This window comes from Delftia sp. 11MD (assembly GCF_050907895.1).
GTDB classification, from domain to species: Bacteria; Pseudomonadota; Gammaproteobacteria; order Burkholderiales; family Burkholderiaceae_C; genus Comamonas; species Comamonas tsuruhatensis.
Genome location: NZ_CP194333.1, coordinates 4,404,288 through 4,427,383, shown reverse-complemented (window position 1 = coordinate 4,427,383; position 23,096 = coordinate 4,404,288). Strand labels below are relative to the sequence as shown.

22 protein-coding genes and 3 pseudogenes are annotated in these 23,096 nt (G+C 64.5%); 13 read left to right on the top strand and 12 right to left on the bottom strand.

All coding sequences use genetic code 11. The annotated features are described in order from the left end of the window. Window positions 1-46: 46 nt before the first annotated feature. Genes ACRSCF_RS20230 through ACRSCF_RS20215 form a run of 4 tightly spaced genes read right to left on the bottom strand, consistent with a single transcriptional unit; the run spans window position 47 to window position 3,783 of the window. Entirely contained in the window at window positions 47-319 is a 273-nt protein-coding gene (locus ACRSCF_RS20230) for a DUF2933 domain-containing protein (RefSeq protein ID WP_003097518.1), read from the bottom strand. Between the two features lie 33 nt (window positions 320-352). Then, entirely contained in the window at window positions 353-838 is a 486-nt protein-coding gene (locus tag ACRSCF_RS20225; RefSeq protein WP_003090303.1) for a DUF411 domain-containing protein, read from the bottom strand. 37 nt (window positions 839-875) lie between these two features. Further along, the gene (locus ACRSCF_RS20220; RefSeq protein ID WP_005408883.1) at window positions 876-1,856 is read right to left on the bottom strand and encodes a copper resistance protein B; all 981 of its coding nucleotides are present in this window, start codon (window positions 1,854-1,856) and stop codon (window positions 876-878) included. 25 nt (window positions 1,857-1,881) lie between these two features. Next, window positions 1,882-3,783 carry a copper resistance system multicopper oxidase gene (locus tag ACRSCF_RS20215; protein WP_003097515.1) on the bottom strand — a complete coding sequence of 634 codons (1,902 nt, stop codon included), beginning with the start codon at window positions 3,781-3,783 and terminating at the stop codon, window positions 1,882-1,884. A 254-nt stretch (window positions 3,784-4,037) separates the two neighbouring features. Here ACRSCF_RS20215 and ACRSCF_RS20210 point away from each other — a divergent pair, with 254 nt between their 5' ends. The 10 genes from ACRSCF_RS20210 (at window position 4,038) to ACRSCF_RS20165 (ending at window position 12,105) form a co-directional block, all read left to right on the top strand. Next, a complete protein-coding gene (locus ACRSCF_RS20210) occupies window positions 4,038-4,730 on the top strand; it encodes a heavy metal response regulator transcription factor (RefSeq protein ID WP_003097513.1) in 693 nt (230 codons plus the stop codon). Next, window positions 4,714-6,138: a Cu(+)/Ag(+) sensor histidine kinase gene (locus ACRSCF_RS20205; protein ID WP_003121551.1), complete on the top strand. Its 1,425-nt coding sequence runs from the start codon at window positions 4,714-4,716 to the stop codon at window positions 6,136-6,138. The genes ACRSCF_RS20210 and ACRSCF_RS20205 overlap by 17 nt, the downstream gene beginning before the upstream one ends. A gap of 929 nt (window positions 6,139-7,067) precedes the next feature. Then, window positions 7,068-7,415, top strand: coding sequence for an ArsR/SmtB family transcription factor (locus tag ACRSCF_RS20200; protein WP_003107245.1), 348 nt, complete (start codon window positions 7,068-7,070; stop codon window positions 7,413-7,415). 13 nt (window positions 7,416-7,428) lie between these two features. After that, window positions 7,429-7,899 carry an ArsI/CadI family heavy metal resistance metalloenzyme gene (locus ACRSCF_RS20195; protein ID WP_003107243.1) on the top strand — a complete coding sequence of 157 codons (471 nt, stop codon included), beginning with the start codon at window positions 7,429-7,431 and terminating at the stop codon, window positions 7,897-7,899. A gap of 12 nt (window positions 7,900-7,911) precedes the next feature. Continuing rightward, window positions 7,912-8,409, top strand: coding sequence for an arsenate reductase ArsC (locus ACRSCF_RS20190; protein ID WP_003107241.1), 498 nt, complete (start codon window positions 7,912-7,914; stop codon window positions 8,407-8,409). Window positions 8,410-8,419: 10 nt separating this feature from the next. Further along, window positions 8,420-9,505 carry an ACR3 family arsenite efflux transporter gene (gene arsB, locus ACRSCF_RS20185; RefSeq protein WP_003109696.1) on the top strand — a complete coding sequence of 362 codons (1,086 nt, stop codon included), beginning with the start codon at window positions 8,420-8,422 and terminating at the stop codon, window positions 9,503-9,505. Between the two features lie 14 nt (window positions 9,506-9,519). Continuing rightward, window positions 9,520-9,942, top strand: coding sequence for an arsenate reductase (glutaredoxin) (gene arsC, locus ACRSCF_RS20180; protein ID WP_003107236.1), 423 nt, complete (start codon window positions 9,520-9,522; stop codon window positions 9,940-9,942). Between the two features lie 71 nt (window positions 9,943-10,013). Beyond that, the gene (locus tag ACRSCF_RS20175; protein WP_015014846.1) at window positions 10,014-10,343 is read left to right on the top strand and encodes a PadR family transcriptional regulator; all 330 of its coding nucleotides are present in this window, start codon (window positions 10,014-10,016) and stop codon (window positions 10,341-10,343) included. Next, a complete protein-coding gene (gene chrA / locus ACRSCF_RS20170; protein WP_003107233.1) occupies window positions 10,340-11,569 on the top strand; it encodes a chromate efflux transporter in 1,230 nt (409 codons plus the stop codon). Before ACRSCF_RS20175 ends, chrA begins: the two co-directional genes overlap by 4 nt. Window positions 11,570-11,586: 17 nt before the next feature. Further along, a complete protein-coding gene (locus ACRSCF_RS20165; RefSeq protein ID WP_023980163.1) occupies window positions 11,587-12,105 on the top strand; it encodes a GNAT family N-acetyltransferase in 519 nt (172 codons plus the stop codon). 207 nt (window positions 12,106-12,312) lie between these two features. Here ACRSCF_RS20165 and ACRSCF_RS20160 read toward each other — a convergent pair. The 4 genes and pseudogenes from ACRSCF_RS20160 to mobH all read right to left on the bottom strand — a co-directional run. After that, window positions 12,313-13,779, bottom strand: a pseudogene (locus ACRSCF_RS20160) (chromosome partitioning protein ParB); the annotation flags it as partial. A gap of 243 nt (window positions 13,780-14,022) precedes the next feature. Continuing rightward, a pseudogene (locus tag ACRSCF_RS20155) lies at window positions 14,023-14,504 on the bottom strand (efflux RND transporter permease subunit); the annotation flags it as partial. Between the two features lie 92 nt (window positions 14,505-14,596). Beyond that, window positions 14,597-15,793 (bottom strand): annotated as a pseudogene (locus ACRSCF_RS20150) (efflux RND transporter periplasmic adaptor subunit). A 293-nt stretch (window positions 15,794-16,086) separates the two neighbouring features. Then, entirely contained in the window at window positions 16,087-17,934 is a 1,848-nt protein-coding gene (mobH, locus tag ACRSCF_RS20145; RefSeq protein ID WP_003109768.1) for a MobH family relaxase, read from the bottom strand. Window positions 17,935-18,249: 315 nt separating this feature from the next. On the opposite strand from mobH, the gene ACRSCF_RS20140 reads away from it, so the two are divergent. The 3 genes from ACRSCF_RS20140 (at window position 18,250) to ACRSCF_RS20130 (ending at window position 19,971) form a co-directional block, all read left to right on the top strand. Further along, a complete protein-coding gene (locus tag ACRSCF_RS20140) occupies window positions 18,250-18,876 on the top strand; it encodes a hypothetical protein (RefSeq protein ID WP_003109769.1) in 627 nt (208 codons plus the stop codon). Between the two features lie 12 nt (window positions 18,877-18,888). Beyond that, window positions 18,889-19,521, top strand: coding sequence for an RES family NAD+ phosphorylase (locus tag ACRSCF_RS20135; RefSeq protein WP_003090219.1), 633 nt, complete (start codon window positions 18,889-18,891; stop codon window positions 19,519-19,521). An 84-nt stretch (window positions 19,522-19,605) separates the two neighbouring features. Further along, a complete protein-coding gene (locus ACRSCF_RS20130) occupies window positions 19,606-19,971 on the top strand; it encodes a DUF3742 family protein (protein ID WP_003090216.1) in 366 nt (121 codons plus the stop codon). Between the two features lie 11 nt (window positions 19,972-19,982). On the opposite strand, the gene ACRSCF_RS20125 is transcribed toward ACRSCF_RS20130, so the two are convergent. The 4 genes from ACRSCF_RS20125 to ACRSCF_RS20110 all read right to left on the bottom strand — a co-directional run bounded on the left by ACRSCF_RS20125 (window position 19,983) and on the right by ACRSCF_RS20110 (window position 23,062). Further along, a complete protein-coding gene (locus ACRSCF_RS20125; protein WP_432675082.1) occupies window positions 19,983-21,098 on the bottom strand; it encodes a conjugal transfer protein TraG N-terminal domain-containing protein in 1,116 nt (371 codons plus the stop codon). Beyond that, window positions 20,992-21,927 (bottom strand): TIGR03756 family integrating conjugative element protein, encoded by a 936-nt coding sequence (locus tag ACRSCF_RS20120; protein WP_432676114.1) that lies wholly within the window; start codon window positions 21,925-21,927, stop codon window positions 20,992-20,994. The genes ACRSCF_RS20125 and ACRSCF_RS20120 overlap by 107 nt, the downstream gene beginning before the upstream one ends. Before the next feature lie 29 nt (window positions 21,928-21,956). After that, window positions 21,957-22,403: a TIGR03757 family integrating conjugative element protein gene (locus ACRSCF_RS20115; RefSeq protein WP_023111668.1), complete on the bottom strand. Its 447-nt coding sequence runs from the start codon at window positions 22,401-22,403 to the stop codon at window positions 21,957-21,959. 164 nt (window positions 22,404-22,567) lie between these two features. After that, window positions 22,568-23,062, bottom strand: coding sequence for a JAB domain-containing protein (locus ACRSCF_RS20110; protein ID WP_003090203.1), 495 nt, complete (start codon window positions 23,060-23,062; stop codon window positions 22,568-22,570). Window positions 23,063-23,096: the final 34 nt, after the last annotated feature.

Sequence of the window (23,096 nt, the reverse complement as noted above, 5' to 3'; positions counted from 1 at the left end):
GAGACAAGCGCGGCGTCGCGTGCTCGCACGGTGCGAGTGCCTCGACTCATTGCTTCTGCTCCTTGGAGGCTGCGGCACCTTCCTTACCCTGACGCGCGGCATGATCGTGTCCGCCGTGGCCGTGACCACGGTGCATGAACAGGTGCATCAGCGGACAAGCCGCCAGCAGCAGGAAGGGGAGATAGCCGGCAACATGTGCCGTATGCTCCTTGAGCAGGAAATACGCGGCGACAGCGGCGATGATGAGGAACGCCACGCCGTAGCGCGATCGCCAGAACCGGGGGCGATCGCTGGGGGTCTGTGTGTGCTGATGCTGCATGGCATATCTCCACGGAGAAGGGTTGATGGATGGTCAGCGATGCGACTGATAGACCGTGCTGCTACCGTTTTTCCCAATCAGCAGCACGTCGTAGGCGTCCTTGCGTCCACCATAGGCCGGACCATCCATGCCGGGCGAACCGACCGGCATGCCGGGCGCCGCGAGGCCGATGGCCTGCGGGGCTTCGCGCAGCAAGCGTTGAATGTCCGAGGCAGGCACATGACCCTCGATGGCATAGCCGCCGATCTGCGCCGTGTGGCAAGAACCGTACTTCTGCGGGATGCCCAGCCGCGTGCGCGCTGCGGTGTTCCCGGTGTCGAGAACCTGCACATCGAAGCCTGCGCCTTGCAGGTGTGAGACCCAGTCCTTGCAGCATCCGCAGCTCGGGTCCTTCCAGACCTTGGCAATCGGTCGGCTCTGCGCCAGGCTCGGTCCTGCGAGTGCCATCACCAACAAGCCAGCGATCAATGCCTGGCGTCTCGGCACTTTGCCCTGGCTTCTGTCGTAGTGCATGTTCATGGATCGCCTCTCATCAGATGATCAAACCCGCTAGGTTCTAGAACCAGAATCGCACGCCAGCCACCCAGCGCGTCTGCTGCGCACGGCCGCCTTCGGCACGCACATAGTCCGCGGTGCGTCCGAAGCTGCCCGCCCGTTCCACGCCGATATAGGGGGCGAACTGGCGACTGAATTCATAGCGCAGGCGCAAGCCAGCAGACGCTTCGGCCAGGCCCTTGCCGATACCGCGTTCCGGGTCGTCCTTGCCATAAAACTGCAACTCGGCGCGAGGCTCCAGAATCAGTCGCTGGGTCAGCAGCAGCTCGTAGCTGCCTTCGACACGCAGCGCCGTACGTCCACCACTTCCCACGTAGCCCGTCGCCTCCAGCTCGAACCAGTAGGGGGCGAGGCCCTGGATGCCGAAAGCCAACCATTGACGGCTCGGGCCTTCCCCGTTATCCACCCGAACGCCGAGCTGGGTGTCCCAGTACGGTGCGACGGCGTGCCCCCAGAGAAGCTCGGTACGCGATTCTTCGAGCTTTCCTTTGGCGATATCGCCTTCGGCCTTCACGACGGCCTTGTTGTAGGTCGTCCCATACCACGCCTGGAGGTCGTAGGCCGTGGAGTCGTCTCCTTTGCGCGTGAAGCGGCGTTCCAGAGTTTCGCCGCGCAACGAAAAGAACCTGTGTTCGTCGGCCAGCATCAGCCGCGGCACACCGGGTACGGCGTAGTCGCCCGATCCCAATGTCAGGCCATTGGAGTAGCCATGCGGATCGCGGGCGTCAGGAGGCGCCGACCCGCCCTGCATCTGCATGTTGCCGTGATCCATGGCCGGGGCCGCGGTCGAGCCGCTCGCCGACGTCGCGTGACCCGCGTGCGGGTCGGCGGCAGGAGCCACGGTCTGAGTGGATGGCGCGGCCGTTTGAGCGTCGGCCTGGCCGTGCGCTGCATGGTCGTTCTGTGCTTGTGCCTGGGCGGCGACGCTTACCAGGGCCAGAAGCGTCGTGGCCAGTGCGCGAGTGGGGAGTGCTTTGGACATTCTTGGTCTTCCTTGTGCGCTGGGTTCAAGACACCACGACTTCGCGGAACATGCCGGCATCCATGTGGAACATCAGGTGGCAGTGCCACGCCCAGCGGCCGAGCGCGTCGGCTGTCACCAGGAAGCTGATGCGTTGTGCCGGCTGCACCGGCAGGGTGTGGCGGCGCGCAAGGAAGCGACCGTCGGGGCTTTCCAGCTCGCTCCACATGCCGTGCAGGTGCATGGGATGGGTCATCATGGTGTCGTTGTGCAGAATGACCCGCAGCCGCTCGCCGTGTTTGAAGTGCACCGGCGTGGACTTTCCGAACTCCAGCCCGTCCAGGGACCATGCGTAGCGTTCCATGTTGCCCGTGAGGTGCAGTTCGACCTCCCGGCCGGGGCCTCTCTTGTCCAGCGGCCCCGACGGGGTATGCAGATCCGCGAGGGTCAACACGCGCCGACCGTTGTTGCGCAGTCCGATGCCGGGGTCATCGAGGTTGGTGCGCGCCATGTCAACGCGCATGTCCGTGCTGGCACCATACTCGGTGCGAGCGTGGCGAGCAGTAGTGCTGGGCACGGCCAGTCCCCCCGCCGCCGCGGCGTGTTGGCTGTGATCCATCGCCATGCCACCGTGGTTCATGGCGCCGTGATTCATGCCTGCCATCGCCCCATGATCCATCCCGGACATCGAACCCGAGCCCATCCCGGTCATCCCGGTCATGCCCGTCATGCCCGTCATCCCGGTCATCTCCATGGCCTGGCCGGACCCGCCATGGTCCATGCCCCCCATCATGCCGCCCATCATGTCGTTCATGGTCAGCCATTCGACCGGATCGAGGGCAGGCACGGGAGCTTGAAGACCTTCACGCACGGCCAGCGTGGCACGCGCGTAGCCTGTCCGGTCCATCGCCTGGGCGAAGATCGTGTAAGCGTCATCCCGTGGCTGGACGATCACGTCGACGGTTTCGCCAGGACCGAATCGGAACTCATCGACGGTCACCGGCTCCACGTCAACACCATCGACGTGCACCACCGTGAGTTTCAGTCCTGGAATGCGTACGTCGTAGAAGGTGTTGCCCGCACCGTTGACCATGCGCAGCCGCACGCGCTCACCCGGTCGGAACAGCGCCGTCCAATTGCCGGCGGGGGTGACGCCGTTGGCCAGATAGGTCAGCGTGGCGGCAGACAGATCTGCGAGATCCGTCGGATTCATCCGCATCTCGTTCCACATCTTGCGCTTGTCGATCGCAGCGGCCGTGCCTTCGCGCGAGGCGTCCCGGAAGAAGTCGAAGACGGTAGGTTGGTTGTAGTTGTAATAGTCGCTTTGGGACTTGAGCTTGGTGAACACCCGCATCGGGTCTTCGTCGGTCCAATCCGAGAACAGCAGCACGTGGTCACGGTCGGCGTGGATGGTCTCGGCGCCAGCGGGGTCGATGATGATCGCCCCGTACATGCCCGTGAGTTCCTGGAAGCCGGAGTGCGAGTGGTACCAGTAGGAGCCGCTCTGCTGAACCTTGAAGCGGTACGTGAAGGTCTCGCCGGGAGCGATGCCATTGAAGCTGATGCCCGGCACGCCATCCATCTGATACGGCAGGATGATCCCGTGCCAGTGAATGGATGTGGCTTCACGCAGCTTGTTGGTTACACGGATTGTGACGGTGTCACCCTCGCGCCAACGCAATGTCGGTGCCGGCAGCGAGCCGTTGATGGTCGTAGCCACGCCTGGCTTGCCCGTGAAGTTCACGGGCGATTCGGCGATCACCAAGTCGAACTCGGTGCCCTTCAGCACAGGGGCGGCACCGCGCGTCGCGGAGCCTTGCTGGGCAAATGCCTTGAACGCCGGCGTGGACAGCCCAGCGAGAACGCCGCCGGCGGCTAACCCTTGGACGAAACGCCGACGAGAAAGGCCCTGTGTGGGCACGATAAAAAAGGGTGAACGAGGCGGCATGGCCTGAAATCCTCCATAGATGACTCGGAAGTCGTTCTAAACGCCACCCCATCCTGAGCGGCACAGTTCGACGCAATGCAGGTCATGCTATGGGTTGGGCACTTTCCATCGAATGACCCCTGAATTACATTCATGTAATGTTCGTGTCATGTTCGTGGAAGCTGGCAACCAGTAAATTGCTGATTGAAAGTGGATGAATGCGTACATCGTGAGCGGCTATTTTTCCGCGCCGTAGCGATTTCATGGGACATGCGATGAAACTGCTGGTCGTTGAAGACGAGAACAAGACGGCGGATTACGTCCGCCAAGGTCTCATGGAGGCGGGATTCGTCGTGGATCTGGCGCGCAACGGATTGGACGGACACCACCTGGCCATGGGCGAGACATACGATCTGGTGGTCTTGGATGTCATGCTGCCGGATGTCGATGGCTGGCGCATCGTGCGTGCCCTTCGAGATGCCGGTAAACAGGTCCCTGTGCTCTTTCTGACGGCGCGTGGCGGTGTAGACGACCGTGTCAAGGGATTGGAACTGGGAGCGGACGACTACCTCGTCAAGCCATTCGCGTTCTCTGAGTTGCTGGCGCGGGTGCGGACGCTGCTGCGACGCGGAAGCGCTCCGAGCCAGCCTGATCGCATCCAGGTTGCCGATTTGGTGCTGGACTTGGCGCGCCGGCGCGCAACGCGCGCTGGCCAACGCATCAATCTCACCAGCAAGGAGTTCGCGTTGCTTGAGCTCCTGGCCCGTCGCCAGGGGGAGGTCCTTCCACGGTCTCTGATCGCGTCGCAGGTATGGGACATGAATTTCGACAGCGACAGCAACGTCATCGATGTAGCCATCCGCCGTCTACGCGCGAAGATAGACGATGCGTTCAATCCGAAGCTCATCCACACCGTGCGTGGAATGGGATACACGCTCGATGCGCCCGATGATGCCCCTGCGCCATAAGCCGCGGCAAAGCCGTCCAGCGTCGCTTGCATTGAGGGTCACGGCCCTCGTTGGTATCGCCACGACCTTGGTGTTTCTTGTGTTCAATTGGGTCATTCTCCGGTCGTTGGAGCACCACTTTGCTCAACAGGATGCCCACGAACTGGAGGCAGTGACAACCGCTTTGGCTCAGCCCTTGCACCAGCTTGCAAGTGACATCGCAAGCGACGAACTGAAGCAACACTTGGCCAACGCAGTCGCAGGACATCATGGGATGACGTACGGCGTCTACGATGGGGCTGGCAATAGCATCTATGCCACGCCCGGTCCTGACCTGTCTAAACTTGCCAGTAGCAAAAAGTTGGTCAACCGCATCACCGCTGACGATTTGATCGTGTGGCAGGAGGATCAGAGGTCATATCGAGGTGTGGTGCTGCAACTGCCTGCTGACGATTCAGCGGCGCCCGGCTACCGCATCGTCGCTGCCATGGACATCGGCTTTCATCTCGACTTCCTGGCGGAGTTCAAGCGCATGCTCTGGTGGGCAACCGGCTTGGTCATGTGCCTGGCGCTCGGTGTGGCTTGGCTGGCGGTGCAGTGGGGCCACCTGCCGATTCGCAAGGTCAATGAAGAGATTCGGGCGATTCGCTCTTCAAAGCTGGATGTGAGGCTGGATCCTCGGGATGTGCCGATCGAACTGGCGGAACTGGTATTCGCCTTCAACGATATGTTGGCGAGAATCGAGGAAGGCTTCACCCGGCTATCACACTTTTCCGCAGACATCGCGCACGAGTTGCGCACGCCCGTCACCAACCTGGTCACGCAGACTCACGTGGCGCTTGGCCAGCCGCGCAGCAACGAGGAATACAGAGAAATCCTCTATTCAAATTTGGAAGAGTTTGATCGGATGGGACGCATGATTGGTGACATGCTGTTTCTTGCCCAAACGGAAAATGATCCCCGCAACTTGCGTCTGTCTACCATTGATCTGTCCGAATTGGTGCGGAGTCTGTTCGACTATTTCGAGGCGCTGGCAGAAGATAGCGGCATTACGCTTGGTGTTAAAGGGGCGATCGGCAGCATAGCGGCGGATCGGGAAATGCTCACCCGGGCGCTGAACAATCTTCTCTCGAATGCAATTCGACACACGCCTCGCGGCAAGAGCATCACGGTCTTGCTTTCGCAGGACGAGCAGTGGACAACGATCAGTGTGGTCAATCCCGGTGAGAGAATTCCTGAGCGCGATCTACCAAAGCTCTTCAACCGCTTCTACCGAGTTGATCCGGCACGGCAACGAAATACGGCGGGCGCCGGTCTTGGCCTTGCCATCGTGAAATCGATTGCGGAGGCACATGGTGGCTCCGTTGCCGTGACCTCCAGTGAGCTTGTCACCAGGTTTGACTTGGTATTGCCCCATCTGCGGCAGTAGTCCGAGGGCGCTGCGGTCCGTCCAGCCAACTGGCGTATCTCTTTGCCTGATTCTGGGATCTACCCGGCCGGCCACGTTGCTACGCGAGCGGGACATTTTTTCTCCGTGACTGCCACGTGCCCAGTCCTAGCGGCAGGCGCCGACATCATGCGCTTGTGTATCCCATCGCTACGTCCACACCGCGCGCGGGGGCCTTTGCTCGGTCGTGATCCGGTCACCGATCGTCGATAGCCTCAGCGGTCAGTGCCGAACGTCTGCCTGCTCGGCGCCTCGATCGCGCGCAGACCTGGCTGTGTGCGCTGAGCCCCTGAGGTGAGTTGGAAGTTGGTCTGCTGGTTCGTTGCGCGGGTATATGTACCCGTAGCTGGGTACAGAGAGTCTTATTGATCAAGATCAAGGTACTGCTATCAGGCGCCGGCTGCATATGAACGCAGCCAACCGCCAAAACTACCTATGCAGGTGTCCACTAAAACTTGACCACTGCACCCCGCCCGAAGGCTTCTCCGACTCGCCCGCTGACGCGGGCCAGGTCAACCCCACAACGACAGGCGAGAACGCCCCGCCATGCCTTGCAGCGCCGGTCTTGAGGCGTGGCGTGGAAGCTCCATAGCGATGCCGGGCGGGTTGTCCCTGAACCGCGTTGAGGACGGCACGCACCTGCACAACCTGCCGCAGCAAGCGCCAGCGTGTTCGCCAGCGTCCCGTCCATCGCGGCGGGGCGCTGGCCGGGCCGATCCGGCGCAGCCGGTTCGGCGGCATCGAGGGGCGCCAAGCATCGCGCGGCGGGGATAGCCCGCAGGGCTTTCCCCTGGAGGCAAGCGAAGCGCGCAGCGCCGCAGGCGCGAAGGCGTGAGCAACTGTCTTGAAAGTCAAGCCTCGCAAGCGCGCAGGCTCCATTCAATTGAAGCGTTTTGCCAATGATTCAATAAATGTTGTATTATCGAATCATGAACGAGACCCAAGCCATTTCCGCCCTCGGCGCCCTGGCCCATACCCAGCGGCTGCGCGTGTTCCGCGCCCTGGTGGTCGCCGGCCCCGAAGGGCTGACACCCAGCGTCCTCGCCGACCAGCTCGACGTGGCCCGCAACTCCCTGTCCTTCCACCTGAAAGAACTGGCCCATGCCGGCCTGGTCACCATCGAGCAGCAGGGCCGCAACCTGATCTACCGCGCCGACTTCACCCAGATGAATGGGCTGCTCGGCTATCTGACCGAGCACTGCTGCCAGGGCGGCGCGTGCGAGGTCACCGAATCCTCCTCTGCCTGTACTTCCTGCTGAAAGGATCACCCCCATGAAGCGCTTTCACGTCCACCTGCACGTCGATGACCTGAACCGCAGCATCGGCTTCTATTCCCAACTGTTCGCCGCGCAGCCCGCGCGCGTCGAAGGCGACTACGCCAAATGGATGCTCGAAGACCCGCCGGTCAACTTCGCCATCTCCACACGTGGCAACAAGCCGGGCATCGACCACCTGGGTATCCAGACCGACGATGCCGAGGAATTGGCGGTGCTGAAGGCCCGCGCCGAGGCGGCCGACATGACGCTGCTGGACGAGGGCACCACGACCTGCTGCTACGCGCGCAGCGAGAAGCACTGGATCACCGATCCGCAGGGCGTGGCCTGGGAGCACTTCCACACGCTGGGCAACATTCCGGTCTTTAACGAAGCGGCGCCTGCAGCGACTTCCGCCGCAGCGTGCTGTACCCCGGTGCGCGGCAAGCCGGTGGGCGTTGCGGTGAAGCCGGCTTCCTCCTGCTGCTGATGTGAGATACCCATGACCACCGACAAGACCTACAACGCCCTGTTCATCTGCACGGGTAACTCGGCCCGCTCCATCCTGGCCGAAGGCATCCTCAATGAATTGGGCCAGGGGCGCTTTCGCGCCTACTCGGCGGGCAGCCACCCCAAGGGCGAAGTCCACCCACTGGCGCTCGCCACGCTGGAGCGGCTGCACATGCCGACCGCCGGCTACCGCAGCAAGAACTGGGACGAGTTCGCGGCGCCCGGTGCGCCGGAGCTGGATTTCATCTTCACGGTCTGCGACAACGCCGCCGGCGAGGTCTGCCCCGTGTGGCCGGGGCGCCCGATGTCGGCGCATTGGGGTGTGCCTGATCCTGCAGCCGTTGAAGGCACCGACGAGCAGAAGCGCAAGGCGTTCACGGATGCGGCGCTGACGCTGCGCCGACGCATCGAATTGTTCCTGTCGCTGCCGATTCAGCGCCTGGATGCCATGTCGCTGCAGCACGAGCTGCGCAGCATTGGTACGAAGTGAGGTTGGCGCGATGAGTGTTGGAACCCAAACGGCCGGCCGCGTGCCGGCCGCCCCCACCATGAGCGTCTTCGAGCGCTACCTGAGCGTGTGGGTGCTGCTGTGCATCGTCGCCGGTATCGCGCTCGGCCAGTTCGCGCCGGGCGTGTTCCAGGCCATCGGCCGCACGGAAGTGGCTCAGGTCAACCTGCCCGTGGGCCTGCTGATCTGGGTGATGATCATTCCCATGCTGCTCAAGGTGGACTTCGGCGCTCTCGGCCAGGTCAAGCAGCACTGGCGCGGCATCGGCGTGACGCTGTTCATCAACTGGGCCGTCAAACCATTCTCGATGGCGTTGCTGGCGTGGATCTTCATCCGCCAGGTCTTCGCGCAGTGGCTCCCCGCCGACCAGCTCGACAGCTATGTCGCGGGCCTGATCTTGCTGGCCGCCGCACCTTGCACAGCCATGGTGTTCGTCTGGAGCCGGCTGACCGGGGGCGATCCTGTGTTCACGCTGTCGCAGGTCGCGCTGAACGACACCATCATGGTGTTCGCCTTCGCGCCCATCGTCGGCCTGCTGCTGGGCCTATCGTCCATCACGGTGCCGTGGGCCACGCTGCTGGTATCGGTCGGCCTGTACATCGTGATTCCCGTCATCCTGGCCCAGTTCTGGCGCCGCGCCCTGCTGAGCAAGGGCCAAGCCGCCTTCGACCGGGCGCTGGAGCGCATCGGGCCGCTGTCCATCGCGGCGCTGCTGCTCACGCTGGTGCTGCTGTTCGCCTTCCAGGGCGAGGCCATCATCCGCCAGCCACTGGTCATCGCCATGCTGGCCGTTCCGATCCTGATCCAGGTGTTCTTCAACTCCGGCCTGGCCTACTGGCTCAACCGCAAGGCGGGCGAGCAGCACAGCATCGCTTGTCCTTCGGCGCTGATCGGCGCCAGCAACTTCTTCGAGCTTGCCGTAGCCGCCGCCATCAGCCTGTTCGGCTTCCAGTCCGGCGCCGCGCTGGCCACCGTGGTCGGCGTGCTGATCGAGGTGCCAGTCATGCTACTGGTCGTTCGGATCGTCAACCAAAGCAAGGGCTGGTATGAGTGCGGCCCGAACCCTGCCCGCGGATAACCAAGACACGACTCATGAGCAACATCACCATTTACCACAACCCCACCTGCGGCACGTCGCGCAACGTGCTGGCTCTGATCCGCAACAGCGGCGAAGAGCCGAACGTTATCGAATACCTGAAGACACCGCCTGACCGCGAAACGCTGCAACGCCTGATCACGGACATGGGCGCGCCAATGCGCGCCGTGCTGCGTGAGAAGGGTACGCCCTATGCGGAATTGGGCCTCGATGACCCGAAGTGGGGTGACGAGCAGTTGATTGGCTTCATGCTCCAGCACCCCATCCTCATCAACCGGCCCATCGTGGTGACCCCGCTGGGCACGCGCCTGTGCCGGCCCTCAGAGGCCGTGCTGGACATCCTGCCGCAGCCGCAGCGCGGCGCGTTCCGCAAGGAAGACGGCGAAGCCGTGGTGGATGCGGAGGGTCGCAGGGTCTGAGACCTCCCGCACAAGCGGCAGGCAATCTGAAGTGAGGCTGGTATTATCGAATTTCGTTATCGATATTCGATATGAAAGAGAAACCTACTCCACGTGCCATGGAGCACCACGACCTGCTGTCGGGGCTGATCCGCCTGCATGTGCTGCACCACGCAGCCGAGCAGGAGATCTACGGGCAATGGATGATCGACGAGCTGGCCCACCACGGCTACCGCCTCTCCCCCGGAACGCTGTACCCGATGCTGCACAAGATGGAGCGCGACGGCTACCTCGTCTCCCGCCAGGAGCGTGAAGGGCGCACCGTGCGCAAGCTCTACACGATCACGCCCAAGGGCAAGGAAGGCTTGGCGCTGGCCAAGGACCGCATCCGGGAGTTCACCGGGGAGGCGATGCACAAATGACAGATTCCACCAACACCTTGCAGCATGAGGCCGCTGCCGCGCGCGGCTCACCCGTCGAAGTCTTCGGCGCCTTCCTCAAGCTGGGGCTGACCTCCTTCGGCGGGCCGATCGCGCATCTGGGCTATTTCCGCTCGGAGTTCGTCGAGCGTCGCCGCTGGCTGGATGACCGCAGCTACTCCGATCTGGTCGCCCTGTGCCAGTTCCTGCCGGGGCCGGCCAGCAGCCAGGTCGGTATGGCGCTGGGGTTGGGCCGCGCGGGCTGGCTGGGGCTGCTGGCGGCCTGGGCCGGATTCACCTTGCCATCGGCGATTGCGCTGATCCTGTTCGCCTTTGGCATCGCCGAGTACCAGGGGCTGGCCCAGTCCGGCTGGGTGCACGGGCTCAAGGTCGTCGCCGTGGCCATCGTGGCGCAAGCGGTCTGGGGGATGGCCAAGTCGTTGTGCCCGGACCGGCCGCGCGCCGCGCTGGCCATTCTGGCGGCGCTGCTGACCATGGTCCTGCCCTCGGCCGCGGGACAGCTTGCCGCCATCGCGGTGGCAGGGCTGCTGGGCTGGTGGACATTGAAGATCGCGCAACCCGGCGGCGGCCACGCCCACAGCTACCCCGTCTCGCGCAAGCTGGGCATCGTGGCGCTGCTGCTGTTTGCCGCACCGCTCGTCGGGCTGCCCCTGTGGGCGGCAGCCACGGACTCGTCCACGATAGCCCTGCTGGAAGGGGTGTACCGCTCCGGTGCACTGGTCTTCGGCGGTGGACACGTTGTGCTGCCGCTGCTGCAGGCCTCGGTGGTGCCCAGCGGCGTCGTGAGCAATGCCGACTTCCTGGCCGGCTACGGTGCGGCGCAGGCCGTGCCGGGGCCGCTGTTCACTTTCTCGGCCTACCTCGGCGCGGTCGCCCACGGACCGCTGCATGGCTGGATCGGCGGGCTGGCACTCCTGGGCACGATCTTCCTCCCCGCTTTTTTCATGCTGGTCGGTGCACTGCCGTTCTGGGAAGGGCTGCGCCACCGCGCGGGCATCCAGACGGCCATGGCCGGCATCAACGCCGGCGTGGTCGGTATTCTGGTGTCCGCCCTCTATGACCCGGTATGGACGAGTGCCATCCACAGCAAGGCGGATTTTGGGCTGGCGCTGCTCTCGTTCGGACTGCTGACGGTGGGGCGCGTGCCGCCGGCGCTCGTGGTGCTGTTAGCCGGGCTGGTGGGCTGGGTCATGGCGATGGGCGTCTGAATCTCATGTGGCACACCCTGACCATCCAGCTCCGACACGAAACCGCCGACGACATTGCCGCCATCGAAGCGGTCACGACCGCCGCCTTCGCTGATGCACCACACACCAGCCACACCGAGCAATTCATCGTGCGCGCCTTGCGTGCCGCCAACGAACTGACGCTTTCCATCGTGGCCGAAGAACATGGGCGCGTCGTCGGTCACGTCGCGCTGTCGCCAGTAACGATCACCCATGAGCACAGGCGAAAGACCGAGGGCTGGTATGGGTTGGGGCCGATCTCCGTCCTGCCGCCAAGGCAGGGGCGAGGCATCGGTTCGCGCCTGATGGAACAGGCGCTGTCTGAACTGCGGGCTATGCAGGCCGCAGGCTGCGTGCTGCTGGGAGATCCAACGTACTACACGCGCTTTGGCTTCCAGGCCCATGCGGGCTTGCAACTGCCGGGCGTGCCGCCCGGCTATTTCATGGCGCTGGCCCTGCATGGGACAGTGCCGGAAGGCATCGCGCACTACAGCGATGCCTTCAACGCCGCCGCCTGAGCCAGCGCGAAGGCGGCGGCGTTTTAATTCGGCTATTGGCCTTGAACACCGGGCGCGGCCACTGTCGCACCCGGATTTCGCGTCCACCGCGCCCAGGGCGGAACGGCCTGGGCGCGGTGCTGATCGCGGTTATTCCTTCGTCTCGATGCGCCACCACACAAAGCGAAGCGCCCCGGTCGAGGCCGGGGCGCTTGCCTTCGGCGCGGGTCAAGCGGCCAGTGCCTCGGCGGGTTCATCCGCCATTGCCTCGGTATCCTCCGGGGCGTCCTGCTCCGGGCCTTCTTCCTGCGCGGCCTCCTGCGGGCCTTCGGCCTTGAAGATGGCGGGCATCCAGCCGGTGCCATCGGCCAGCCGCTCGGCCTCGCTGGCAATGTCGGCCTTCTTGAGCTTCGCCAGCCGGGTGACGAATTCCGGTGCAAACGCGCCCACGGCATCCAGAATCACGGCCTTGGAAACGTGCTTGAAGTAGCCTTCTGCGGTCGGCTTCCACCATGCGGCCATGTCGAGGCCCACGGCCTGCGCCAGTTCTGCGCCGGGCTGGTGCGGCGTGGCACGGGGCGTCACCACGTCCACCGTGGAAGCCACGCACACGGCCAGCAGCCGCACCAGTTCGTCTTGCGACTTCGCCAGCAGCGCGGCGAACAGTTCGGCGCTGTCCTCCGGCAAGGCTTCCCCGGCTACCTGTTGCAGTTCGCGCAGCGCCACAGCGGCGGGCGACTCCGGCCAGTCCGGGGCCATGCCTTCCAGCCGGTCTTGCACTTTCAGGCTCACGCCCAGCGGCAGGTCGTGGCCGTGGTAGCTGTCCTGCAAAACCTTCTGCACCATGCCATGCACCAGCGCGGCCAGCGCGACGTGCGGATGCCGGGCCACTTCGATTTGCAGCGCCGCCGTGCGGTGGGCGCTCAACCGCTGCGCCAGCTGGTCGGACAGGCTCGCGGCCTTGGGCGGGTCGTCGGCGTCCTCGTGCTCCTCGTTGGCGGCTTCGCCTTCGGTGCTGCCGAAGCCGCGCCGCAGCTTTTCCAGCGTGCGCAGCGCCTTGGCCTCGGCTTCGCGCAGCAGGCCGCGATGAATAACAGCCTCGCCGTTGCGGTCGATGGTGACGATGGCACCGGCCACCTCGCGCACTTCGGGGGCGTAGCCTTGCAAGGCATTCTCCGCGTCTTGCAGTTCTCCGACCACCTGATCGCGCCGCTGTTCCAGCTTCTCGGCCTTGGCCTCGTCCTCGGCGTCGCAGGCTTCTTCCAGTTCGGCGTCGATCTTTTCGAGGCGGGTTTCCAGCGAGGCGATGCGGCGGGCCTCGCGGGTGGTCGGCTCGCGGCGGTGGCGCGGGGCGTTCTGGAACGCCTGCCGTTCCTCGTAGGCCAGATGCGGCACGGCCTCCACCCACGCCCAGCCCTCGGCGCGCACGTCCTCGGCCAGCGTTGCCAGCTTGTCGCGCACCAGCGTTTCCAGCACTGCGGTATCGGTGAGGTAGGTTCCGGCATCGCCTTCCGCGAACAGGTCGCGGCGGATGCCGCCGCCTGCCTGCCGGTAGGCGTCCAGCCCGACGAAGCGCACCAGCGCGTGCGCGGCGTCGATTTCGCGCTCGGTCAGGCGCTCGCGCAGCTTGGACGGGCTGCGCTGCCATTCCGGCGCACCATAGAACGTGGCTTCCTGCGCGGCGTGGTCGTCGGCGAAGGGACACAGCAAGACCGCCCCCTCACGCCACCCACGCACGCCGGTTTTCGGCAAGCGGAGCGCGCAGGCACGGATCAGCGAGCCGGGCCGGAGGCGCCAGCGATGGAAGCCCGACAGGGGCGAGACTCGCGCAGCGAGGCTCAATGCGCAGCACGACAGCGCGACGGCGGCACGCCGGGACGCCCGACTGCTTGGGACAGGACTACTCGTTGTCGGTCTTGCGCGGCTCGATGTGCAACTGTCCTTGACGTGCAGCCGGGCGTAGTTGCGAAGGTACAGCGTGTCGTACTGCTTATCGGGCGATGTCAGGTGCACCACCATCAGGAAGGCGGGGGACTGCTTTTGGACGGTGATGCCCTGGCGCACCACATCGCGGGCAGCCGGGCCTGAGCCTGGGCGACGCGGTTTTGTACCCGCACCGTCGCGTCATCGGCGTTGATGCCAGAACGGAAGGTGACCGTGGTCACCAGCACGCCGTCGGAGCCGGCGACAGACTTGATGTACATCATGCCTTCGACGCCGTTGATCTGCTCCTCCAGGGGTGTCGCCACGGTCTCGGCAATCACCTTGGGGTTGGCGCCCGGATACACGGCGCGCACCACGACCTTGGGATATTCGCTGATCGGCAGCGCCGGGATCGCGAGCAGGCCCGAGACGAAGATGACGATCGACAGCACAGCCGCGAAGATCGGCCTGTCCATGAAGAACTTGGAGAGGTCCATGGGCTAATACCTTGAAAGGAGTCCAGGGGGAAGCGCGCCGCGCCGCTCGTTGTGTGATACGTCCGATCGGTGGCGCGCTCCGGCGTGGTGCTTCATTTGGTGGCGGACGCGGGCGCCGCAGCAGCCACCATGGGCACCGCCGTGGCCTGCACAGGCATGCCCGGCAAGAACACCTTCTGCGCGCCGTTGACGATCACGCGGTCGCCCGCCGCCAGCCCCCCTCGCACGATGCGCAGCCAATGGGAACTGCCACCCAGTTTCACATCACGTCGCTGCGCCAGTCCATCCTTGTCTACGATGTAGACGTAGTTACGGTCGTGGTCGGTCAGCACCGCCTTGTCGTCGATCAACACGGCCGAGAATTCGCCGCTGCCGACCAGTCGCACGCGGGTATAGAGGCCCGGCGTGAAAACGCGATCCTTGTTGTCCAGCACCGCGCGCACGGCGATCGTGCCGCTGCCCCGGTCCACCTGGTTGTCGAGGAAGTCCACCGTGCCGGTGTGAGAGAAGTCCGCCTTGTCCGCCAGGGCGATCTGGACCGGCAGCTGGCCGCCTCGCTCGCTGGGGCGCTCTCCCTTGCGCGCCATGCGCGAGTAGCGCAGGAACGCCTTCTCATCGGCCTCAAAGTAGGTATAGACCCTGTCCTGGAACACGATGGTGGTTAGCACACTGGCTGCATCGCTGGCGGCCACCAGGTTGCCTGCGGTAAAGCGGGCACGGCTGGCGCGCCCGTTGATGGGCGAGCGCACTTGGGTCCTCTCCAGGTTCAACTGCGCCGTCTCCACCGCAGCCTGCGCGGCCTGCACCTCAGCCTGCGCGGACTCGTCAGCGGCGCGGCGCTGCTCCCAGGCCTCGGTGGAGACAGCCTGCTGCTCGACCAGCACCTTGGCACGTTGCGCCTCGCTTCTGCTGCGGCCGGCTTCGCTGCGCGCCCGGGTCAATTGCGCCTGGGCCCGGGCCAGTTCCGCGCGGTAGCTTCGGGCATCGATCATGAAGAGCACATCGCCCTTCTTGACCTCGTCTCCTTCGCGATAGGCGACCCGCTCGACGTAGCCAGACACCCGTGGGCGCAGCTCGACGCTCTCGATGGCTTCGATGCGTCCGTTGTATTCGTCCCATTACGTGATGGGCTTGATCTCGACCTGCGCGACGCTGACTTGCGGCGGCGGTGGATGGCCTCCGGCGCCAGCTCCGGCGTTCTCTTTACAACCTGCGAGCGCCATCGCGCTGAGGGAGATCAGTATCCAAAGCAGGCGCACGCCGCGAGGGTCGGAGCTGGAAGTCGTCATCTGAACAGGTTCCGTGGTCAGGTCGTAAAGCGAATGAAGCGAGCGCGATCGCGCTGCACGCTGTCCCCTGACGCTGCTTTCTTGGCAGCGCAAGACCATGAGCGACAGATGCGGCAGAGATCGAATCCCGTTGGTTGTCGGCTTCTCGTCTCGTCGCAGAACGCGCGCGCAAACCGACCTCGGCGGCATTACAAAGCCTCAAAACTTGAGGTCAAGCGATATCGACGTTCTGATTCGCGCCGTTGCGGATTGGTCCGCCGCGTCGCATTTTTGGACGGCTCTTGAGCCGCCGGTTACGCGAGAAGTGACAAGTAAGGATTGTTCGGTGGTGGCTCTGCGAACAGGAGCCGAACATCGTGCAATAGATAGCCATACAGGCGGCGGGACTTCCTGGGGCCTGTGACATCGCACGTCCAGATGTTCAGGCCCCTGGGCTTTTTGCGATGCAGTTGCAGGCGCTCGAAGCGCTTTTGTACCCATTGCCAATCCTGCTGGTTCTCCTGCTTGGCGAGAGTCCCGACCTGGGGGTGTTCTTGTGCGTAGCGTTGGAATACCCCGGGGCTGACCAGGTAGGCCGTGTCGCCCACCGTATGCACGAGCGCCTTCGCGTCGTTGATGACCAGCCGGCGGGTAGCGATACCTTGTTTCAGCCACGCCATGAAGTGCTCGCCCGATGGCTGCGCCGACGAGGACGTGGGCACCGGCGCTGATGACGGCACGGGCACCATCGAGGTTGGCGGTGGCGTTTGAGGGCCAGCGGCGGGTGCGTCGCCCGAGACGGCTTCCGCATCCTGTTGGGGAACAAGCAAATCGCCGATTCCTACCATCGCCAGCAGGTCCTCCATGACATCGGGTGCGGCTTGTGCGGCAGGCAAGTGAACCGGAGTCGCGGCGTCGACGCCCTCCCATGGAAGGGACTCTTGATCGTCGGTGGCTGGCTTTGCCGTCATTGCCGGCGAGGGCACCAAGGCATCGGCATTGTTGGGTGCCGGTGTCCCGTCGATTGCCACTGCCCCTGCGAAGGGCGCTGGCCGCTCTCCAGACTCCCAAATCAGCGCGGGAGCGAGACGCAGCAGGGTGAATGAGTGGGACCAGCCAGTCGTGCTGGTCACGGTCGCGCGCCAGACCGCCTTGCCGTCCGGCGTCGGTTGCAACATGCCGTGATCCTGCAGCACGTTGAAGACGGCGGTGTTGCTCGCGGGGATGCCGTCGACGCCTAGTGACAGCAGGTGCGCACGCAGCTTGTCCGAGACCGTCTTGCTTACCAGCCACAAGGCATCCTCGGTGATCCAGCCATCGGAGGCTTCCGGCTGGTTCAGCTTCAACTGTTCCTTGAGCAGGTAGCGCAGCCCGTCGAGCAACTTGCGCTGCAGCGCATGCTTGTGTGCAGCCATGGCGCGGGCCGGATCGCCGCCCAGTTCCTGGGCCACCGAAGCCCGGTCGGCCTGCACGACAAGTTCGCCCAGCACGCCGGCGCGCTCGTACTGGCCGGCCAGGACGTAGAGCAGCGGTCCCCACAGGTCGGGATAGCCACTGAGCCAGTCCAGGGCATCACGGTCGAGCAGTTGACGGTAGAGTAAACCTGTCGCGGCGCTGTGGAGCCGATATTCCCGATCGTCGCGGTAGCGGAAGCGGTATGGCTGGTGCAGCGGGCCGTGCCAGGGGTGCCACAGCGAGCCGTCGGACAGTTCGACGTGCAGATCGACGGCGATCTTGCCGATGTCGTGCAGCAGCGCGGCATAAGCGACTGCGGCAGTCCAGGCTTCAGACTGCGCCGCCTGGTCTTCGGGACTGCCGCCAATGGGCAGCAGATGGGACTGCCGCAGCTTGAGCGCATAGGCGACGATCTCCAACCCGTGATCCAGCATGCCGCCGGGGTAAGCGTGGTGATGGCTTTCCGATGCGGGGAATTGTTGGACCAACTCGGCGTAGTGCTCCAGCGGCGTGCGGTATAGGGTGGCGAACTGCCGCCGCGACAGCGACGTGCGCTGCCAGATGTGTTCCAGCAGCTTCTGCCGGCGCGGTGTTGCCAGCAGCGATGCGGCCGATTCGGGCCGCAGCAACCCTTTCGGGAGGTCGGTGGCGGGCGCTGGCGACGGGGCAGCGACCGGGGGCCGTTTTCGCTGGAACAGGGAGAGCATGCGGGTGTCCTCTGGGGGGCCGGCCGGGAGGCCTTTTCGCCTTTTCGAGGTAGGGCCTTTCCCCTTGCACCCCATTCCCTTGCCGTTTCGGCCCTTTGGCCTTTAACCGTTTCGGTATAGCCGGGCCTGGGTTGCGTCTCCAGCGTCAATGTGGAACCCGCACGAATGGATTGGACGGAGACCTGGCGCTGGCCCCTGCCTATGCTGCGGGGACGCTACCCCCGGCAGGTAGGCTCTCGCTCAGGCGACTAAGTTGACAAATGCGACAAGGGCGACTAGAGTGAATCCTGTCTCAAACCTGCTTGGGAGATGACCATGCCCACCGCCATTGAATTCATTGCCGATCGTCTGCCGCGCGTCACCGTGGAGGACGTGCGCCGTTTCGCGGATACCGTTGAAATCCGGGATGCGCCGGCTTTCGCGGCCGAGTTGCAGGCGTTCATTCACGAGCGCGTGGAGGCGGTAAAACTGCCAGCCAACCTCGAAGGCGAAACGGTGGAGCAGGCCCTGGCGCGCAAGGCGGCCGCGCTGCGCACCGAAACGCGCTGGACCCCGACTGAAACCGACGTCCAGCGAGGCCGCGCCGTGTTGCTGGAATCCTTCAACCAGCCGCACAACCTGCCGATCCCCGAGTACGCCAAGCTGGCGGACAAGTCGCGCCAGCAGATCTACAAGGACATCCTCGCGCGCCGGCTGCTGGCGCTGAATGTGGGGCCGCGCGGCCAGAAGCTGCCCGACTGGCAGCTCGACCCGGTGAAGCAGCAGTTGACCCAAACCGTGCTTCAAGAGGTCGAGGGCATCGACCACTGGACGATCTACCGCGCACTATCCGAACCGCTCGAAGGCTTGGGCGGACGCTCGCCGGTGGATGCGGTGACGCATGGCACAATCGATGACGTGGCCGAAGCGGTGTTCAACGTGCTGGGCGTCCAGGTGCATTGAGGCAAGACCGCCATGAGCCGCGAACTGCCCTTGTTCTTGATCGATGCGGGTGAACTGCTCCAGCATGTGAGCCGCGTCGTCTATCGGGGCAGCCCGCTGTACTATGGCCGCAGCGGCACCAATCGCTACGACGACCCGGCGCGGACCTACGGCGTGCTCTACCTGGGCCGCGACCTGTCCACGGCGCTGATGGAGTCGGTGTTTCACAAGCACCAGTGGCTGGCGGACGAGAAGCGCTCGATTGCGCTGAAGGAAGTCGAGAGCCGGCTCGTGCGGGCCGTGGGGGTCCTGGACGACGTGCGCTTGGCCGATCTCACGGCCGAGGGTGTCATGGCGGGTTACTTCGGCCTGAACCTGGAACAGTTGGCCAGCCGCGACTACACGCACACGCAGCAGGTGTCCGCCCAGGTGCATGCGATGCTCGGCGATGATGGCCAGCCGCTGTTCGACGGGGTGCTCTATCCGTCGCGCAACAACTATCCCGCCAAGAGCATCGCCCTGTTCGAGCGTGCGGCAGCAAGAGTCGGCGTTGTCGATGACATCGACCTGGTGGACCATGTGGACTGGCCGCGCTTCGTTGCCACGTATCGCGTCGGCGTGGAGCCTGATCCCGGGCCGGTGGAACCGGATGACGAAGCGTCCTGAAGCGGCAAGAGAGCACATTGAAGCCCCAAACAGAATGAAATGGACCAAACTGGAATAGGCATCCCTCTGTAGCAGGAGACGACCATGAACACCACGACCCGCATCAGCACCGCAGAACGCCTCGGCCGCACCTTTGGCCGCGGATGGCGCGCCTACGCGCGCGGCGAACGTCGGGCGTCGAACTGGTTGGTGTCCAAGGGGGTGCCGGCGGCCGTTGCCACCGCGCTCGTGTGGGTGGTCAAGCTGTCTGTGGTGGGATTGCTGCTCTACGTTGCTTTTTGGTTCGCACTCGTGTTGTTGGGCGTCGTGGCGGCGGCGTGGGCTGCTGCTGCCAATACCTCTGACGAGGACGAGTGGCCTTTCACCGATCTCACAGAACTGCGCAAGACACCGGGCTACGATCCCAATCTGTACAACGATACGTCGCACGAGTTGTACACCGACGACTGACGGACTCCGGGCTACTTCAGCTTGCCTCCCGTGAGTGCCCCAGCCCCCTTGCCCCCGGCTTGGCCGGCGCTCTTGCTGCCGTCCGACAACCCCTGAATGGCATGTCCCGCCCGAATTCCAACCCAGGTCAGGCTTGCCAGCCAGAATCCTGGCAGCACCAGGAACATCGTGCCCGCGACGAACATCAAGAGCATGTCGCCGAACGCATTGTTCAGCCCCACCAGCGGGTCGAAGTTCGTGTGTGGCCGGTTCCAGCCAAAGCCCCAGCCATAGAGCGCATCGAGGATAGTGCTGTCGATCCAGCGAGCGAGCTGGAACCAGAAATCCACGAAGAACAGCGCGAATTGCACGACGCTGACCGTGACGACCGTCTTCAGGTCATAGGTGCCCACGACCAGCACGAGCGGGATGCAGATGACCAGCGCCATCTTGAGCAAGGCGAGGACCATGGGTAGAGACTGTCTCACGACGTCCATGGCGGGAAACGCGGCAATCGCGCCGACGGCCATCCCAACGTCTCCCGTGGCCCGTGTCACGATGTTCGGCAAGGTCTTGTCGATCTGGCCTCCGTAGTCCGTATAGACGCTGCCCTGGTTCAACTTCTGCTGCCGCGGTGACGCGATGGCTCGGATCACCGAGTCGTCCACCTCGGCCCGGCTCAGGAACCCGGCCCAGCCCGCCAGGCGACTCAACAGGCTCGGGTCCACCTGACCCAGCAGGCGTGCCCGCAGGCCGTTACTTCCATCGCTCCACCACTGGCGGCAGGTCGGGTAGCCGCCACCGCTGGCCACCTGCGCAAGCCCTGCGTCGCGGGTGCTGTCATAGGGCCAGTCCTCGCGTGGGGTGCTGGAACGGTATGTGTCGTAGTAGCCGTTCGTGTCGGTGAAGAACCGCGATCCGATCCAGGTCACGTCGTGCATCTGCTGCTCATCGAGCTGAGGGCGCTGCATGAACAATTTGGCCCGTGCAGGCCCATAGCAATCCCGCGAGAAATCCGCTACTTCCTGAGCCAGCACCGGGTCATCGATGCGCGTAGCGTCGATCTCCATGCGCATCTGCCGCAGGTCCGTGCCGCACGGGATCGCTGCCACCGAAGCGCCCGTGACGGCGCGCGAGAGCGCGTGCATGAACGCCCACCACACCGGCACCGCTGTGCGGGAACACCACGCAGGTGTTGGACAGGCGCGGCGTCAGCTCCTGCCACTTGCCCGTAGAGGCATCACCCTCCATCAGCGCGCCGGCCGGCCAGTAGCCGTCGCGGGCGTTGGCAAGCAGCGGCTGGTACACGTGGATCTGCCCGCGGCGCGTGACGACATCACCGGCGCGCTGGGCCACGACGGCCCCGGATTTGTAGTCATCGGTCTGATGCAGGAAGCCGCCGCGCGGATAGACATTGCCCCAGAGGTTCATCGTGGTGCGCGCACCGACCTCGCGCATGCCCGGAATCAACGCCTCCGGGTAGGCCATTTCAGGCACGTTGTAGCGCCAAGCCAGCGTGTCCAGGGTGCTGAGTAGATACGGCATGAAGGCCGTGCCCGCGCCTTGGCAGAAATAGCCCGACGACGATGCGAACTGGTTGAATACCTCGCCGCCAGGATGGCCGATGACATCGCTGTTCTTGAATTTGGCGAGGTTGTTTTCGTGGTCTTCGTTCGTGGTCCCATCCCCACCTGCCTGTGCGGATGGGTTGGGCGTGCTCATCGCCTGCGCCTCGACCCAGGGGTTCTCTCCGGTGTTGCTGTAGCTGGAGACGACCGCATCGGGCACGTAGTGCCGGACCTTGGTGGATGTGCGCACCGTGCAGCCCGTCCAGGTGCAGTAGAGCCAGTAGCAGATGCCCACCACCCGGTACTCCAGGCAGTCCGGCGACATGACGGAGGACACGATGGTGGCGGTGTTCAAGGCGTAGCTGCCCGTGGCGCTGATCAGCAGCAGCGAGGCCACGGCGACGCGCAGGCGGCGCAGCAGGTCGAATGGGCGATGGGTCACGGCTGCATCCTCCGGTGTTGCTCGATGCGCGCGACGGCCCGGGCCACGTCCGGCTCGCCATAGACCACAAAGCGTTGATCCACCACGACGGCCGGGATGGTCGTGACACCCAAACTCCATGCGTCGGTGACGCCCTGGTAGGCGGTGCCGATGCGGCGCTGAAGATCGGTGCCGCCTTGCTTCAGGCGTTGCCGGACGATGGCTGCTGCCCGCTCAGGGTCGGCTGGAAGATTCGCGGAAAGCTCGGCCTCGATCCGGGGCGTTTCGCCCAACTCGATCAGTCGCTCGCCGCCCATGGTCTTGACCGGGTGGCGGCTGTCGGTGACGACCACCACGTCGGCGGCGAAGGTGGCCGGGCTGAACACCGCCAGAGACGTCGGCAGCGCCACGGCCAGGCCAAGGGTTCGCCAGCCTGGTGCGAACCGGGTAAAAGCTGCTGGCATGTCATGTGCCCCGGAAGTTGATCAGGGCCATAGTCAAACGCCGAACCCCAGGCGGCCCCAACAAACAATGCGCATCGCGGCCACCCCGCATACCTGCTTGCGTCGCCGCAAAGAAAAAAGCGGAGGCCGAAGCCTCCGCGCTGATCAACGAAGCAGTGCAACCCTTACAGCAGGCCGGACTCCGCAAAGGAGAACGGGGCACCCTGGCCGACGATGATGTGGTCCAGTACCCGCACATCGATGAGCGCCAGCGCGGCCTGCAGTTGCTGGGTCAGCATGCGATCCGCGCTCGACGGCTCGGAAATGCCCGAGGGGTGCTGGTGCGCGAAGACCACCGCGGCGGCCTTCAACTCCAGCACACGCTGCACGACGACACGCGGATAGACCGAAGTCGAGTTGATCGTGCCCCTGAACAACGGCTCGTAGGCCAGCACCTGGTGCATGCTGTCCAGGAACACCGCGGCGAATATCTCATTGGGCTCGGCGACCAGCTTCACGCGCAGGTAGTCGCGCACGGCCGTGGGGTCGAGGAGTTTCGCACCCGCTTTGAAAACCCGCTTCTCCAGCAGTGCAATGGCTTGCTGGATGATCCAGTCCTCGTGTTGGGCAGCGATGGCGGAAAGCGACTCCAGGCAGGAGTCATTGACGACGAAAGACATGGCGAACCTCCAGACGGTGAGATCGGAGGGCGCG

What these genes read in the sequence shown, in the direction of transcription:
- ACRSCF_RS20200 (WP_003107245.1), top strand. Translation starts at nt 7,068, where the DNA reads ATGTTGTATTATCGAATCATGAACGAGACCCAAGCCATTTCCGCCCTC.
- ACRSCF_RS20210 (WP_003097513.1), top strand. Translation starts at nt 4,038, where the DNA reads ATGAAACTGCTGGTCGTTGAAGACGAGAACAAGACGGCGGATTACGTC.
- mobH (WP_003109768.1), bottom strand. Translation starts at nt 17,934, where the DNA reads ATGCTCTCCCTGTTCCAGCGAAAACGGCCCCCGGTCGCTGCCCCGTCG.
- ACRSCF_RS20140 (WP_003109769.1), top strand. Translation starts at nt 18,250, where the DNA reads ATGCCCACCGCCATTGAATTCATTGCCGATCGTCTGCCGCGCGTCACC.
- ACRSCF_RS20205 (WP_003121551.1), top strand. Translation starts at nt 4,714, where the DNA reads ATGCCCCTGCGCCATAAGCCGCGGCAAAGCCGTCCAGCGTCGCTTGCA.
- ACRSCF_RS20175 (WP_015014846.1), top strand. Translation starts at nt 10,014, where the DNA reads ATGAAAGAGAAACCTACTCCACGTGCCATGGAGCACCACGACCTGCTG.
- ACRSCF_RS20215 (WP_003097515.1), bottom strand. Translation starts at nt 3,783, where the DNA reads ATGCCGCCTCGTTCACCCTTTTTTATCGTGCCCACACAGGGCCTTTCT.
- ACRSCF_RS20195 (WP_003107243.1), top strand. Translation starts at nt 7,429, where the DNA reads ATGAAGCGCTTTCACGTCCACCTGCACGTCGATGACCTGAACCGCAGC.
- chrA (WP_003107233.1), top strand. Translation starts at nt 10,340, where the DNA reads ATGACAGATTCCACCAACACCTTGCAGCATGAGGCCGCTGCCGCGCGC.
- ACRSCF_RS20130 (WP_003090216.1), top strand. Translation starts at nt 19,606, where the DNA reads ATGAACACCACGACCCGCATCAGCACCGCAGAACGCCTCGGCCGCACC.
- ACRSCF_RS20225 (WP_003090303.1), bottom strand. Translation starts at nt 838, where the DNA reads ATGAACATGCACTACGACAGAAGCCAGGGCAAAGTGCCGAGACGCCAG.
- ACRSCF_RS20190 (WP_003107241.1), top strand. Translation starts at nt 7,912, where the DNA reads ATGACCACCGACAAGACCTACAACGCCCTGTTCATCTGCACGGGTAAC.
- arsC (WP_003107236.1), top strand. Translation starts at nt 9,520, where the DNA reads ATGAGCAACATCACCATTTACCACAACCCCACCTGCGGCACGTCGCGC.
- ACRSCF_RS20230 (WP_003097518.1), bottom strand. Translation starts at nt 319, where the DNA reads ATGCAGCATCAGCACACACAGACCCCCAGCGATCGCCCCCGGTTCTGG.
- ACRSCF_RS20135 (WP_003090219.1), top strand. Translation starts at nt 18,889, where the DNA reads ATGAGCCGCGAACTGCCCTTGTTCTTGATCGATGCGGGTGAACTGCTC.
- ACRSCF_RS20220 (WP_005408883.1), bottom strand. Translation starts at nt 1,856, where the DNA reads ATGTCCAAAGCACTCCCCACTCGCGCACTGGCCACGACGCTTCTGGCC.
- ACRSCF_RS20110 (WP_003090203.1), bottom strand. Translation starts at nt 23,062, where the DNA reads ATGTCTTTCGTCGTCAATGACTCCTGCCTGGAGTCGCTTTCCGCCATC.
- ACRSCF_RS20115 (WP_023111668.1), bottom strand. Translation starts at nt 22,403, where the DNA reads ATGCCAGCAGCTTTTACCCGGTTCGCACCAGGCTGGCGAACCCTTGGC.
- ACRSCF_RS20125 (WP_432675082.1), bottom strand. Translation starts at nt 21,098, where the DNA reads ATGCACGCGCTCTCGCGCGCCGTCACGGGCGCTTCGGTGGCAGCGATC.
- arsB (WP_003109696.1), top strand. Translation starts at nt 8,420, where the DNA reads ATGAGTGTTGGAACCCAAACGGCCGGCCGCGTGCCGGCCGCCCCCACC.